General features: G+C 48.6%; 11 protein-coding genes. 2 read left to right on the top strand and 9 right to left on the bottom strand.

Annotation, left to right across the window (positions count from 1 at the left end; translation table 11 throughout):
* The first annotated feature begins 727 nt into the window (after window positions 1-727).
* Window positions 728-1,642 (top strand): non-homologous end joining protein Ku, encoded by a 915-nt coding sequence (ku, locus tag NLX82_RS07925; protein WP_013309197.1) that lies wholly within the window; start codon window positions 728-730, stop codon window positions 1,640-1,642.
* A 22-nt stretch (window positions 1,643-1,664) separates the two neighbouring features.
* On the opposite strand, the gene NLX82_RS07920 is transcribed toward ku, so the two are convergent.
* The 8 genes from NLX82_RS07920 to NLX82_RS07885 form a co-directional block, all read right to left on the bottom strand.
* Entirely contained in the window at window positions 1,665-3,470 is a 1,806-nt protein-coding gene (locus tag NLX82_RS07920) for an ABC transporter ATP-binding protein (protein WP_254347718.1), read from the bottom strand.
* A gap of 142 nt (window positions 3,471-3,612) precedes the next feature.
* Window positions 3,613-5,109: a nucleotidyltransferase domain-containing protein gene (locus NLX82_RS07915; protein WP_254347717.1), complete on the bottom strand. Its 1,497-nt coding sequence runs from the start codon at window positions 5,107-5,109 to the stop codon at window positions 3,613-3,615.
* Between the two features lie 54 nt (window positions 5,110-5,163).
* The gene (locus NLX82_RS07910) at window positions 5,164-5,625 is read right to left on the bottom strand and encodes a lasso peptide biosynthesis B2 protein (RefSeq protein WP_069080884.1); all 462 of its coding nucleotides are present in this window, start codon (window positions 5,623-5,625) and stop codon (window positions 5,164-5,166) included.
* A gap of 1 nt (window position 5,626) precedes the next feature.
* Window positions 5,627-5,929 carry a lasso peptide biosynthesis PqqD family chaperone gene (locus tag NLX82_RS07905; protein ID WP_053324868.1) on the bottom strand — a complete coding sequence of 101 codons (303 nt, stop codon included), beginning with the start codon at window positions 5,927-5,929 and terminating at the stop codon, window positions 5,627-5,629.
* Window positions 5,916-6,959, bottom strand: coding sequence for a dephospho-CoA kinase (locus NLX82_RS07900; protein WP_254347716.1), 1,044 nt, complete (start codon window positions 6,957-6,959; stop codon window positions 5,916-5,918). The genes NLX82_RS07905 and NLX82_RS07900 overlap by 14 nt, the downstream gene beginning before the upstream one ends.
* A 189-nt stretch (window positions 6,960-7,148) precedes the next feature.
* A complete protein-coding gene (locus NLX82_RS07895; protein WP_023987454.1) occupies window positions 7,149-7,277 on the bottom strand; it encodes a paeninodin family lasso peptide in 129 nt (42 codons plus the stop codon).
* Window positions 7,278-7,329: 52 nt separating this feature from the next.
* Window positions 7,330-9,255, bottom strand: a complete 1,926-nt coding sequence (locus tag NLX82_RS07890; RefSeq protein WP_254347715.1) for an asparagine synthase-related protein — start codon at window positions 9,253-9,255, stop codon at window positions 7,330-7,332.
* Window positions 9,252-10,520 carry a sulfotransferase family protein gene (locus NLX82_RS07885; protein WP_254347714.1) on the bottom strand — a complete coding sequence of 423 codons (1,269 nt, stop codon included), beginning with the start codon at window positions 10,518-10,520 and terminating at the stop codon, window positions 9,252-9,254. The genes NLX82_RS07890 and NLX82_RS07885 overlap by 4 nt, the downstream gene beginning before the upstream one ends.
* 213 nt (window positions 10,521-10,733) lie before the next feature.
* On the opposite strand from NLX82_RS07885, the gene ligD reads away from it, so the two are divergent.
* Window positions 10,734-11,636 carry a non-homologous end-joining DNA ligase gene (gene ligD, locus NLX82_RS07880; RefSeq protein ID WP_254347713.1) on the top strand — a complete coding sequence of 301 codons (903 nt, stop codon included), beginning with the start codon at window positions 10,734-10,736 and terminating at the stop codon, window positions 11,634-11,636.
* 69 nt (window positions 11,637-11,705) lie between these two features.
* On the opposite strand, the gene NLX82_RS07875 is transcribed toward ligD, so the two are convergent.
* Window positions 11,706-12,650 carry a YitT family protein gene (locus tag NLX82_RS07875; protein ID WP_013309188.1) on the bottom strand — a complete coding sequence of 315 codons (945 nt, stop codon included), beginning with the start codon at window positions 12,648-12,650 and terminating at the stop codon, window positions 11,706-11,708.
* Window positions 12,651-12,662: the final 12 nt, after the last annotated feature.

Here is a 12,662-nt window from a genome sequence, read left to right as displayed (position 1 = left end):
CTTCATTCACAACTCATACAAATCCTTTGTACGAAACATAAAAATGATTTGCTCACAGCCAAGGCGTTGGAATCGAAGGATGCAGATGCGGATAGCTCGTCACTATGGGATGCTCGGTAATCGTTTAGTGCGTTTGCTTGCGACGACGGATGTACATTTTTCGTGAATTTAAACATAAAACAGCCCCAGCTTCTCACGAAGACCGGGGCTATCTATGATTCCATCCCATAAATGAGGTGCGTATTATTTTTATGCTTTAGCTGCCCAAATTTCAATTTCAATTTTTATTTCAGGCAATCCTAGAGCAGTAAGGTAGTCATTTTTAAATTTTTCTACCGTTTCTTCTAACCATTTTTAGGCAGACTCCACCAATAAAAATGATTTTAGAAAAAAACAGCAGTAGAGTATCCATATCCAAAAGATATAAAGTTTAATGATCTTTTCTTCATGACATGAACACTCCTTTCTTTAAAATGTCAAAATCGTTGGTTATCCCTTATCTTAATATAACTAATGTAACTTAACAATTTTATATCATTGTGTTATGCGATGTAGTCACACCTCAGAATAGCAGATTAGTTGGCTTGCTCTTTTCTTTACACCTCATACATTCCTTTCTCCGAAGCATACTAAGTGAAAAATCTAAGTGAAAAATGGATATGCTCACAGCCGAGCGTTGGAATCGAAGGATACAAAATGCGGATTAAAGAAAAGGAGGAGCGGCGGTATGCATACGGTCTGGAAAGGCGCGATCAGCTTTGGGCTGGTTCATGTGCCCGTTAAAATGTTTTCTGCGACTGAGGATAAGGACATTTCCATGCGTTATATTCACAAGGAGTGTGGAAGCCCACTTAGCTATGTACGAAAGTGTCCCGTTTGTGACAAGGAGGTCGAATGGGAGGAAATTGGAAAAGGATACGAATATGAAAAAGGAAAATTTGTCATGTTCGACAAGGAGGAACTGGAGCAAGTTAGCGGACAAGCGGATAAAAATATTGTTATTTTAGATTTTGTGGATTTGCAGGAAATTGATCCGATTTACTTTCAGAAAACGTATTATCTGTCCCCGGATCAAGCTGGCTCCAATGCGTATAAGCTGCTCATGAATGCGATGAAGGATACCGGGAAAATCGGGATTGCCCAAATCTCCATCCGCTCTAAAAGCAGCCTGGCGGCTATTCGGGTGTTGGATGAATGTTTGGCGGTGGAGACGATGTTTTACCCCGATGAAATTCGCCCCATTGCTCAAGTACCTAACTTACCGGGGCAGGAGGAGGTTAAAGAGAAGGAGCTGACCATGGCAAAAATGCTAATCGAGCAGCTATCTACACCTTTTGATGCAGCAAAGTATACGGATCAGTACCGCGAGCGTCTTCTGGATCTCATTCAACATAAAGTGGCTGGTGAAGAGGTGCGAATCGCCCCAACACAGCCTCAGACCAATGTAGTAGATTTAATGGCCGCCCTTCAGGCCAGCATCGAGGCAGTGCAACCTGTCGTTACCGATCCCGGCCCTGCTGCGAAAAAACGCCCTGCGCGTAAACCAGCGGCCCCAACAGCACAGCAGGCTGTTGCAGGCGAGAACATCTCTCCGACTCCAGTCAAAAAGAAAAGAAGCACTGCCAAACGTAAAGAAACTTAAGCTGAGTTACAGAAAAGTCTGGTTAAGGGGTGGCGGTGACACTGCTTTGATACGATAGTAGCTGACTGAACGCCCCCCGCTCCTCTTGTTCCAGTTGGTGGTAGTTCCCCTGCTGTATGACCTCGCCTTGATCCAGTACGACAATTTGATCCGCATGTCTGATGGTTGACAGGCGGTGAGCAATGACGATCAACGTCATTTGACCTTTCATCCGTTCCAGTGCTGCCTGAATTGCGGCTTCATGCTCACCATCCAGCGCACTTGTCGCTTCATCTAGTATAAGTACCGAAGGATGATGCAAGACAGCCCGTGCTAATACTAGCCGTTGACGTTCTCCTCCAGACAGACGAATCCCGCGATCTCCAATTACTGTGTCCAGCCCTTCGGGCAATCTGGATACAAAGTTGTCTGCGGCGGCAAAATGTAACGCCTCCCATAGCTGCTGCTCACTAGCATCCTTATCTGCCAGCATCAAATTTTCGCGGACAGTCGCGTGAAATAAAAATGGGTCTTGTGACACGTAGCCAAACGACTGCCGCCACTGGAGCAACAATTCGTCGTCCAGAACAAGCCCGTCTATTGTAATCTGCCCCCCAGTTGGACGTAAAAAACCCATCAGGACATCGACCATTGTACTTTTACCTGCTCCCGATTTCCCTACAATGGCTGTCATTCCCCGAGCGGGTATGAACAAGTTAATATGACGCAGCGCAGACTCTGCTGCACCATCGTAGCGATAATCCAGATGGCTGCATTCGATCCCATGACGAAGGGACAGGGGTTGCCGTACAAATGCAGATACAATCAATGACGGATCTGTGAAAGCTTCGCACTCCTGTTGCACCTTGGTGACACTTTCAAAAGCGGAGATCATAGACATGATGTATTCCAGACTCGCTTGAATAAGAGCAAATCGGGGCCATAAGCGGGAAAATATAAGAATCAGCACAATCAGTTTTTCAGGAGTAACATGCAGCCACTGCAGCGATATAAATATGACACAAGCGACAAAAACAGCTGCCGCTGTACGATGAAAAAACTGTGTGGTCGCATTTTGCCGGACAAATTGGGTCGTATTATCCTCCATGCGTTGTGTCAGGGAGCGAAACCAATGGATATTCGCCGCTTCCAACAGATTGCTTTTAATATCTTTCATGCCGTTCATGTGATCCGTAATCCCAGCAAAATAAACCTGCGACAGCTCAGTGGTACGATCACCTAATTGTTTGGCATTTCGAATGGAGCGGCGGAACACGACAAACAGCCCCAATCCACTCAGAAATACCAGCCCGGTTAAAGAGGGGGATAACCAAAAAGCCAACGCAATCTGGATCATCGTAAACATGACAGCAGTAGTCAGTTGAAGAATCAAATTCGTTCCCTGACTGACACGCGCCAGCTCGGTCGTCATCACATGGCTAAAATCAGATTTACGCTGACGCAAATAAAATGCCCACTGCGCCTTCATAAAGGAAGTGTACACGTCTATTCGCAAAGAGCGCATAAAACGCTGCTGAATCCGCGAATTCAGGATGGATTGGTAACGCTGAAGCAAAGCCTGCCCTGTAAGCAGCACTATAAAAACCATCAACATCCCCGGCAACAGCCAGCTTTTAGGAATGAACGGCAAAAAATGTTCCAATCCACCAGACAGAAATGGCATCCCTGAATGACCAACAAATACGCCGATAGCCGCCAGCATAGGAACAAGCATATAAATGCCAAAACCCTCCAGCAGGCTGACAATGATCATACATCCAATATTGAGAAATAACGCACCGCCGTTCACGCTATACAGCTTTGTCATATATAATCGCAGGTGAACCATAATGCACACTCCTTATCCAGGATTTTGAAAAATTCGATTCCAGTCGCTCCAAAGTGCAATATATAGACGAACTAGACCATTTCGATCTATATATTGTTCATTGAAAGTCGCTTATTGGATTTTTACAAAATCCTCTATCGAGTCAGTGCTTTGAAAATCGCCGCTTCAGCCAAAGAAATGGACGTAAAGGGATATACAAAAAATGCAGCTGGCGAGGCAGTGGAAAAACGGCCGAATCCCCCGTAGAAGGAAACAAACGGCTGATGAGGTACCATAGTCTGTGTCTTGGCTCTTTTAAGGAAAGCAAGTAAGTGCGGCTGACCGGCTGATGGGCAGCCGCCGTGTTTCTGGTCATGACTTGGCTGGAGGCGACAGCTGGAGTAATGGGGGCACAACTGGTAGCAGTGCTCATCGGGCTATGGTCGTCGTTACTGGCATCTTCCGTGATGCTAGTAACGCCACTGGTGGCAAGCATGGCTGCTTCGCCACAGGTACCGCATACTGAAGCACCGCCATCCGGAGGGGCGGCTTCCGCTTGCTCCGCCAAAGCTCTGCTATGCAGCAGCTCAGATGGAGCAAGCCTACCTGTACCCGACCCGTGGGCAATCGGGTACGGTGCGGGAACGCTGGCCTGCATGAAGGCCAGCGCGCTCAGCGCGAGCCTGTGCGCCTGCCGGGTAGCCGATACCGGACGCATCAACTCCGGTATCGGCGTACCCAACAGCGCAGCGGCGAGTGCCCAAGCCTGCCCCCCAGCAGGCAGGCCCCCGTAGCGGCGCATCATCGGCAGTAGCGCCTCCCAATCGACAGCACATACCGCAAGCCTGTCGATGTCAACCAGCCAGCGCAGCCTGAACCAGCCGTGACGCGCACCATGCGCACTCAAGTACAGAAATTGATGCTCGCTGCCAAGCGTATACATACAGGACGTCATCACAGTCCTGTTGTCGGCAGGTCCCAACGGTACCTGCCGACTGGTTCCTGCAGCTTTGCCCATTTTCCGGCAGTTCCACAGCTCGTCAAAAGAGGGTTCCCCACCCCCATCCGGGTGAAGCCGCCAATGCAACTCAATCTCTACCCGTTTTTGCGGATGGAGGTAGGATGCATGGTGGTCCTTCCATTTCCAACTACCAAGGACACGCACTTCTCCGCTCTTGGACGCATATCCGGCTTCCTTCATCCAATGCTCAGCCTCATCCATATCGTCAGGGGCAATGAGTAAATCGATATCCTTGGAGGTACGCAGAGAAACATCCCCGTACAACTGCTGCGCCAGAGCAGGACCCTTCAACATAAGCACACGAATTCCATGAGCTATGAGCAGCCTGGTCAGACGCTCGGCTTCTGCTTGAAGATGGAGCATGCGAAGCGTGTTTCGATGATACTGCGCCTGAAGGTTTCGCAACAATTCTGCGGGAACGAACGGATGATTCAATGTTTTCAGTTGGAGATACACCGTAGGTACCACTCGATGGTGCTCGGTCAGACGTAAAAAGCGGACCCAATCCATCTCACGCAGTTGGGTAGCAGCAGTCTTATCCTGCCAATGAGAAACGTCTTTCCCCAATAGAGAGAGTAACAACGTTAATTCTTGATCCTCATTCCAATTCGCAAGTTCCAAAACAGACTTGGTGGGCATGCATTCTTCTCCTTCTTGTCTCATCGCATTAAAGCAAAGAACTGCCTTTATCTTTCATTTTTTTGTATTTGTAGCCATCACAGCACGTCTCCCGAATATCCCCACCACCGTAAATGCTTCCATCTCCCGTTTCCCCGTAACATAAATCGGTCCGCTACGTACCCATGCATGTGCGGCCAAGCGTCCAGCGGCATTTTTGGCTGTGCCCAGATACAGCGTGCAGTCCAGTTTTCTGCGCCCCAGCAACGTCATCGCCGCAGCGGCTTGTACAAGACAACTACTGCGCCAAGGAGTATAACGGCTTGCCAGCTCCACAGCGTGCGAAATCTGCTGAATGGACTTCTCCTGCCTGACATCACACTGCCATGGAGTTTCTTCCATACATATGCCCCAAACCCTTGAGTAATCCCCAAAAGAACGACGCTGGCGCAGCCTCGCCCATCCCAGCTCCAGCCAGGCTTCCGGCAACAATTTCCTGACCTCTGGAGACAGGAGAAGAAGCCGTTGTATCCGCATGTTATACCGACTCCCGTAGAAGCTTTAACAGTCCTTCCCGCTCCAACTCAGCCACAAAGGTATGTACCTGCTGTCTGCACTGTTCCTCGTCCACCTCATATTCATTCGTCAGGACAGTTACGATATCGCCAAGTGAAGGACCGGATTCTGCCAGTTCCCAGATTCGTCCTCCTGTGAAGCCTAAGTTATAATATTTACCAGTGTTAATGCTCATCATCACTTTTTCTCCGTCCATATCACTGACATAGACCTCTTCACCGTAAATGACGCGATAATGGTCCTTAGCTGAATTAGTGGCTGCCATAACTCTTTTCCTCCTTACGAATGATATCAAGTACCCGTTGTACAACCTCGGACGCAGTAAAGACGGAACTATCCCTCAGCAGCCGCCAGCCCTCTACTTTACGAGCCATCCTAGCCGCTGTATCAAACGACCATTCACTCAAACCCATTCGCGGAATAATCACCCTACGATATGTATGTTGTAGTAATGTATGCAAGCACTCCAGAACGTTCAAGGGCTGTTCCGTAACCGCCACTAGCTCCCCTTCGCGCATCAACGCACGGATTGGAGAATCTGCCACAAGCTCGAATACGCCCCCTAAGGGCAGCGGATCGTTAAAAAATTCATCTACGGCGGGTACAGCATATTTATTCAGCTCACCTGCAAGCATACGCAGATCACTGTATTGTGGCATTACAGAATTGCCATCAGTTAGGGACCGTATGTTATTTCTTTTGCGTGCATGCTTGTTCTCCCGTAAAGCCTCCAGTTGGAGCAAGCTATCCAACCCCAGCTTTTGCTGCGGATAAGCTGGATACACGATGGCTGAGGAAGCCGTAGCTTTTACAGCAATCACGTCATCACTAACCATCTGATAACCTGCCTGCCTAAAAGCAGCAGCCAGTGTCGATTTGCCCGTACCCGATTCACCCACAAATGCATAGGCCCTCCCCCCGATGACGACCGCACTTCCGTGAATAGGTAATATTCGTCTTTGCATCAGCAGAACACCCATGCATGTACCCAGCACAAACAGCCGCACGGTGTCAGGATCGGCCCCGGAGAATATGCTTACTTCGATCTCCTTGCCTTCCCTGACGGCATAAATGGCCGTGCCTGGTATTTGGAACATAAATCGCTCATCTAGCATCACAAAATTGGCCTGCTCCAGCTGACCACTCCATGCAGTTAAATCAGCCTGCCGAATGACTACATCCTCTACTGCTTCCGGTGCTGCCAGGATCAGCTCAGGCAGATTCAGCTCACTGGCAATTCTGAGTCCAAAGGCTATATATTTCGTCCAACTGACATTTGTACTCCTGTCATGCACGATAGGACTCACTCCTCTGTCCTTAAAAATCCCGTCTTTATTTCTTGGGCAGTACCTCTAACCCGAAGAAATAAAGACGGCTTTGTATTGAATACGAGTCCAATGGATTATGCTATTCTCGTTCATTCAGTCGTTATCGGACCAGTTTTTTGCTTCCAGCCCAACATCGGCTGCATGTATAACCATGTGTTAGCTTGGATTATGAAGATCGGCATCGTGGTCAGACACCCAGTCAATCTGTTTCCAGCCTTTACCCGCCATAGTCTGGTTAATATCCAGCACCTCTATCGTCGGTTCCTGCCATTCTTTTTTACTCATCTCATCACCTCCCCTCCAACGAATGGCGAACTGTCTGACCGGATAGGTTCGATCAGTTCAATCTACAGAGAAAACGGTACACGATCAGGCTATGCATTAGTAGTCGTATATTCGGATCAGACGCCTGCTCAGGGCGGGGGTGGTGAAGTTTCGCCATAGCCGTCTTAATAAACTCAATATTGAGATATTCGGCGGCTCGTAAATCATGACACATCAGTTGAAGCTCTCCCATAAACGTATCCCAGCAAGGAAGCATTCGATGTAGCCAATCTGCAGGCTGCACACCGCGTACCCGCTGGTTCAATCGAACATCATCAGGTAGATGATCACGCATGGCCGTACGAATGAGGGCACGGTCCCGACCGTTTTGCACATACTGTTCAAAAGGCACCGATAAGCAAAAGCGAATCACTCGGCTGTCTCCGGTCGGATCACGTTCCCACAGGCCATACCGTAGTGAAAGTTTGGTCGCGACCACACCATTTTTGTTAGCAATCGCCAAATTCGAAAATTTCTCTTTTCTCGTCTGATCGGCGTTTTTCATCCAGCCTGTTCCGCTCAATACAGGAATATCTTCTACATGCATCCGTTTGGCAAACTCCGGGTGAATCAGTGAAGGAACGGGACTTCGATTGCTACGCCGCAGCCATGAACGAGATTCAAGCGAAGTCGCTTTTTTCAACATCACAGGGAGTAGATGAGACATACGCCTGCCCGTAAGTTTGCTGTACCGCCACAATCCCTGAAAGGATTGCAACCAGTGCAAACGACGAAACTGCCGGGCATAATAGTCTAGTGCAGGGCCCCACGATACGGTAAAATTGCCTCGTGCCCCGGTCAACAGTACACCGACATTGTGCTCCTGTGCTTTTTCATAAAAACCTCTGATCCAGAAGGAGTTTTCAAAATATTTGTAGGGTGCTTCCATGAGTTCCAGCCAAATATCAATTTCAGAAAACGGACTTTTCCCCTCAAAATCCATATAATTTTCGTGAATGTTGCCTACATAGCGAGCCGTAGACTGAATATAGCTTCGTTCGTTCGCCAGCAATGTAGGCGGTGTCCAGTCTGTAAAATCTTGAACAGGCACATAGCTGTAGGCATGCAGCGGCTTTTGTTGCAAGTGCAGCGATGGTGCGGCAAAGCTGGCAACCGCTCCGGAATCCAGCCCTCCGCTCAAGGCAGCCCCTACAGCGCGATGCGTCCGTAGTCGGGCAGTGACCGCCTGTGTGAACACCTCGCGGAAAGCTTCTATGTACTCGCCCCCTGTTTTGAGCCGCAGTGGCTCTACCTCATCCAGACATGCATATTTATGAAGGGTTCGCTCCCCCTCCTCCATAGTGAACCAATGTGCAGGAGGAAGCTGGTTGATATGCTTGTATGCGGTCGTTCCGATATCGACGGATTCCTGCATGGCACGGATGGACAAAAATTCGGCCAGCCACGGTTCATGCAGTTCTTTTCGCAGAGAGGATAGGGCCAAAAGTGGAGCGACTACCGTGCTAAACGCGAATCCTCGGTCATGTTGGTAGATGTACAGCGTACGATTTCCTGTCACATCTCGAGCACCATATAATCGATGTTCCTTGGCATCCCAAATGACAAAGGCAAAATCACCTATCAGATAACTGGCTGCTTCCACTCCCCATTTGTCATATGCCAGCAAAATCAGCTCGCTGTCCGTGATATCTTGCCGCCGTTCCTGCTCAACTCCCAGCCGTTCAAACAGCTCGGAACGATTGTCAATAATCGCATCCGCCGTGATTGCCAAATCTCTTAGCTCATCATAGAAGGGAAGACGCTCATGAACAGATTCCGGGGTCACATGCTGGGCATGACAACCCAAAAAAATTGAGCCTTCGCACCAAGCGCATACGCGGTCAGCGGGATATTTTCGCAGGGCTTGCATCATTTTCCCGCCTTCTTCGGTGCTTACGGACTCATGCCCAAAGCTATAGATTCCGGCAATCGCACTCACGTTCTTCCCCCTTTTTCTTTTCCTATGCTTGATAACGCTACAGACGCCAAGCGCCCGAGCTTACGGGCAAAGAGGCTGCGAGATCGGAGACTTTGATTTGGGCGTTGATAGCTTTGGAGCTGAGCGATAAGACGGTTCCGCTCCTCATAGCTATGTGCCAACCTGTTTTCCAGTGATTGGATCCGCCGATCGTTCACGATCTGGTCCACCTCCATCCTTGCCAGATCTTGAGGTACAGTATGATGGGTTGCATTTATCACAAGTTCTCTGTTATCTGCATCTTGGTCTTCCAGCATCCGATAAGCTGCCTTCCATTCAAAGCCGCTTTGTTGGAGAAATTGTTGTGTACGTTGACTCAGCAGCTCTATATCCGGCTCATCTTCAAAGCGGACTCCAGTCATCTGCTCAGCCTGCTCCAACGCTTCCGCGTACCCAAGCTGCCTAAACATGCGGGACCCAATGCTTCTGCAATACAGCTCAATTTCCGTTTTACTCAACAAATGTTGCCAGCTATGTACCGAATCCTGATGCGCCTGCTCATGCTCTCCTACGAATGGATCACCCGCTCCCATACTATAAAAAAGACTGGATTTGGGCGTATCCGCAAAGTCTCCGTACTTTTCCATCCCCGGCTCATACTTGATCCCCAGAAAACCGCACAGCTTCTCGATCTCCATCGTTGGATTGGATACGAGTTGTTCATACCTAAGCGGGTATGCAAGTGGATGAGGTGTAGCAAAATAATGAGCATAACGGAACAAACCAACCGTAATATCCGTCATTTTCATATTAAAATGCGGACTCCCCAGTTCCTCCAGCAGTTGAAAACGTCCATTCCGTAGCTGATTGACCTTTTTGAATGAGGCCACAATGGCCAAAGGATTACGGATAAGCCACAGCCTGCGGGCAGCAGGGAATAAACGGTCTATAAATTCCAGCACCGTATAGTAACGCGGGGATTTGTCGATAAGCATATCTGCTGTAGTTCCTTGAAGCAGACCATTATATATTTCAAGTGCATACGAACGGGAGGCCTGCTCCAATACGTCGGAGGGAACCATGCCTTTAAAAAATTGCCGGAGTATCCCTGTTCCTCCATATGGCCGTGCCTGTGACTGAGGAAGATCATATAAACTGAGCAGAAACCACATTTCCTGTGTGGCAAACAGGCGGGAATGGTTTTGCAAAATGGCGGTAAGCAGCGAGCTTCCACTTCGAGGGACACTCAACAGAAATACCAGCCCTCCGCCTTGCTCTTCAATCAAGCAAACTCCTCCTCTACCTCTGCTCAAGTCCCTTTAATAGATACATATCGTATTTTTATTATAAATTTATGATACATATTGTATCTTGTCAATCCCTTTGATGGATAAATTCAGCACTTCACGTTCATGTTAAACCATATGTAGATCTATAAGTGCAACAATCAGCCTGTAAATAAAGATTTTGCTGCATGTTAGCCCAAGGAGGATAGCATTATGGGACAAGCTGTTAAAGGTACTATTACCATTGAAGGTCAGGAAATTCCTATCACCAACCCGGATAAACCACTGTGGTCTGAAGCAGGCGTGACTAAGGCGCTATATCTTCGCAAGCTCGCGGTATTGGCTCCCTTCCTGCTCAAATATTGCCATCATCGTCTGCTGACCGTCATCCGCTGGCCACATGGGATTCACGGTGATTTTTTTTATCAGAAAAATGCCCCACGTCCTCGGCCGGACTATATTGAAACCGCTCTGCATGATGGTATTGAATATATCGTGCTCGGCAAATTGCCACAACTTCTCTGGCTTGGTAATCAAGCTGCGTTGGAATTCCACCCCTCTCTGCATGAAGCGGGAAGCAAGCTGCCCTGTGAATGGATGATTGACCTTGATCCATCCAGAGAGGTGGAGCCACGTATTATGGAGGCAGCCTCTATTGTCGGTGAAGTACTGGCTTCGCTTGGTTTGGATTCCGTCCCCAAAACTTCCGGGGCCACAGGTGTACAAATTATCGTTCCCATCCGTACAGGCATAACCTTCGACGAACTTCGCAGCATCGGGCTATTAGTTGGACAGTTTGTGACAGAAAAGCACCCGCATCTGTTCACACTCGAACGGTTAAAGAAGGATCGGGGAACAGCCATCTATTTTGATTATTTGCAGCATTATCAAGGGAAAACTCTGGCCGCTCCTTATACCCCGCGGGCACGCCCCGGCGCTACGGTCTCCACTCCGCTAACATGGGAAGAGGTACGGCAAGATGTATCACCACTTGACTACCATTTGCTGAATATTGAGGAACGACTAAACCAGGTAGGCGACTTGATCGACAAGGTTCCTCCCCAGCCCGTAGAAGACGTCCTCAAGCATATGCGCACCAAGGCACACCGAACCTGATCCATGCTTGGAAGAACAAAAAAGGGGACGAACCCCGCAGCCATTAGGCTGAGAAATTGTCCCCTTGCGCTAGTGTATTCCTTTTTTCTTAAAGCGTCCGCCCTTCACATCGTGAATGTTACCGATCGCAACGAAAGCGTGCGGGTCCCAATCTTCAACGATGCTCTTCAGCTTCGCTTCCTCCAGTCGGGTAATGACGACGAAAATCACTTTCTTGCTTTCGCCCGTAAAGCCGCCTTCACCTTCCAGATAAGTTACGCCCCGTCCAAGACGATCCGTCAGGGCATCCCCAATATCACGGTATTTTTCACTAATAATCCAGACCGATTTGGACTGATCCAGACCTTCAATCGTAATATCAATCATTTTCATGGCGATATAATAAGCAATCATGGAATACAGGGCATTCGGCCAACCGAACACAAAACCTGCACTTCCCAGAATGAAGATATTAACAAACAGTACGATCTCACCGACCGAAAAAGGAGTTTTTTCACTGACGAGAATAGCTACGATCTCTGTTCCATCCAGCGAGCCGCCGGACCGAATCACAAGACCCACCCCAACGCCGAGAATGACGCCCCCAAAGATAGCACCCAATAGTGGTTCGCCAGGAGTCAATGCACTTACATTGTGAAGTAACGCGGTACCGATGGACATCACGATAATGCCGAATAATGTGGATAAAGCGAAGGTTTTACCGATTTGTTTGTATCCGATAAGTAAAAATGGAAGGTTCAACAGGGTCAGGAAAATACCGAGTGGATAGCCAGTAATCTTGGAGGCCATAATGGAAATACCTGTGACGCCTCCGTCGATAACGCCGTTAGGAACCAGAAATATTTCGAGGCCCACTGCCATAAGCGCCGCACCGAAAATAATCATGGCCGCACGCTGAAACAGGCGTTTTGCTTTGTTCTTCGGATTAGCTGGAATTTTGCTGATCTTGGTCAACTCTCCGGTTACATCTGTGATTTCAGACAGATTTTGAACTTCCTTGCTCACTACACTCATATATAAATCCCC

The sequence above is a fragment of the Paenibacillus sp. A3M_27_13 genome, from assembly GCF_024213315.1.
Lineage (GTDB): Bacteria > Bacillota > Bacilli > Paenibacillales > Paenibacillaceae > Paenibacillus > Paenibacillus polymyxa_B.
This window is presented reverse-complemented; position numbering and strand designations above follow the sequence as displayed.

Bases quoted from the DNA above. Each gene is read 5' to 3' on its own strand.
- ku (WP_013309197.1), top strand. From the start codon at position 728: ATGCATACGGTCTGGAAAGGCGCGATCAGCTTTGGGCTGGTTCATGTG.
- NLX82_RS07920 (WP_254347718.1), bottom strand. From the start codon at position 3,470: ATGGTTCACCTGCGATTATATATGACAAAGCTGTATAGCGTGAACGGC.
- NLX82_RS07915 (WP_254347717.1), bottom strand. From the start codon at position 5,109: ATGCCCACCAAGTCTGTTTTGGAACTTGCGAATTGGAATGAGGATCAA.
- NLX82_RS07910 (WP_069080884.1), bottom strand. From the start codon at position 5,625: ATGCGGATACAACGGCTTCTTCTCCTGTCTCCAGAGGTCAGGAAATTG.
- NLX82_RS07905 (WP_053324868.1), bottom strand. From the start codon at position 5,929: ATGGCAGCCACTAATTCAGCTAAGGACCATTATCGCGTCATTTACGGT.
- NLX82_RS07895 (WP_023987454.1), bottom strand. From the start codon at position 7,277: ATGAGTAAAAAAGAATGGCAGGAACCGACGATAGAGGTGCTGGATATT.
- ligD (WP_254347713.1), top strand. From the start codon at position 10,734: ATGGGACAAGCTGTTAAAGGTACTATTACCATTGAAGGTCAGGAAATT.
- NLX82_RS07875 (WP_013309188.1), bottom strand. From the start codon at position 12,650: ATGAGTGTAGTGAGCAAGGAAGTTCAAAATCTGTCTGAAATCACAGAT.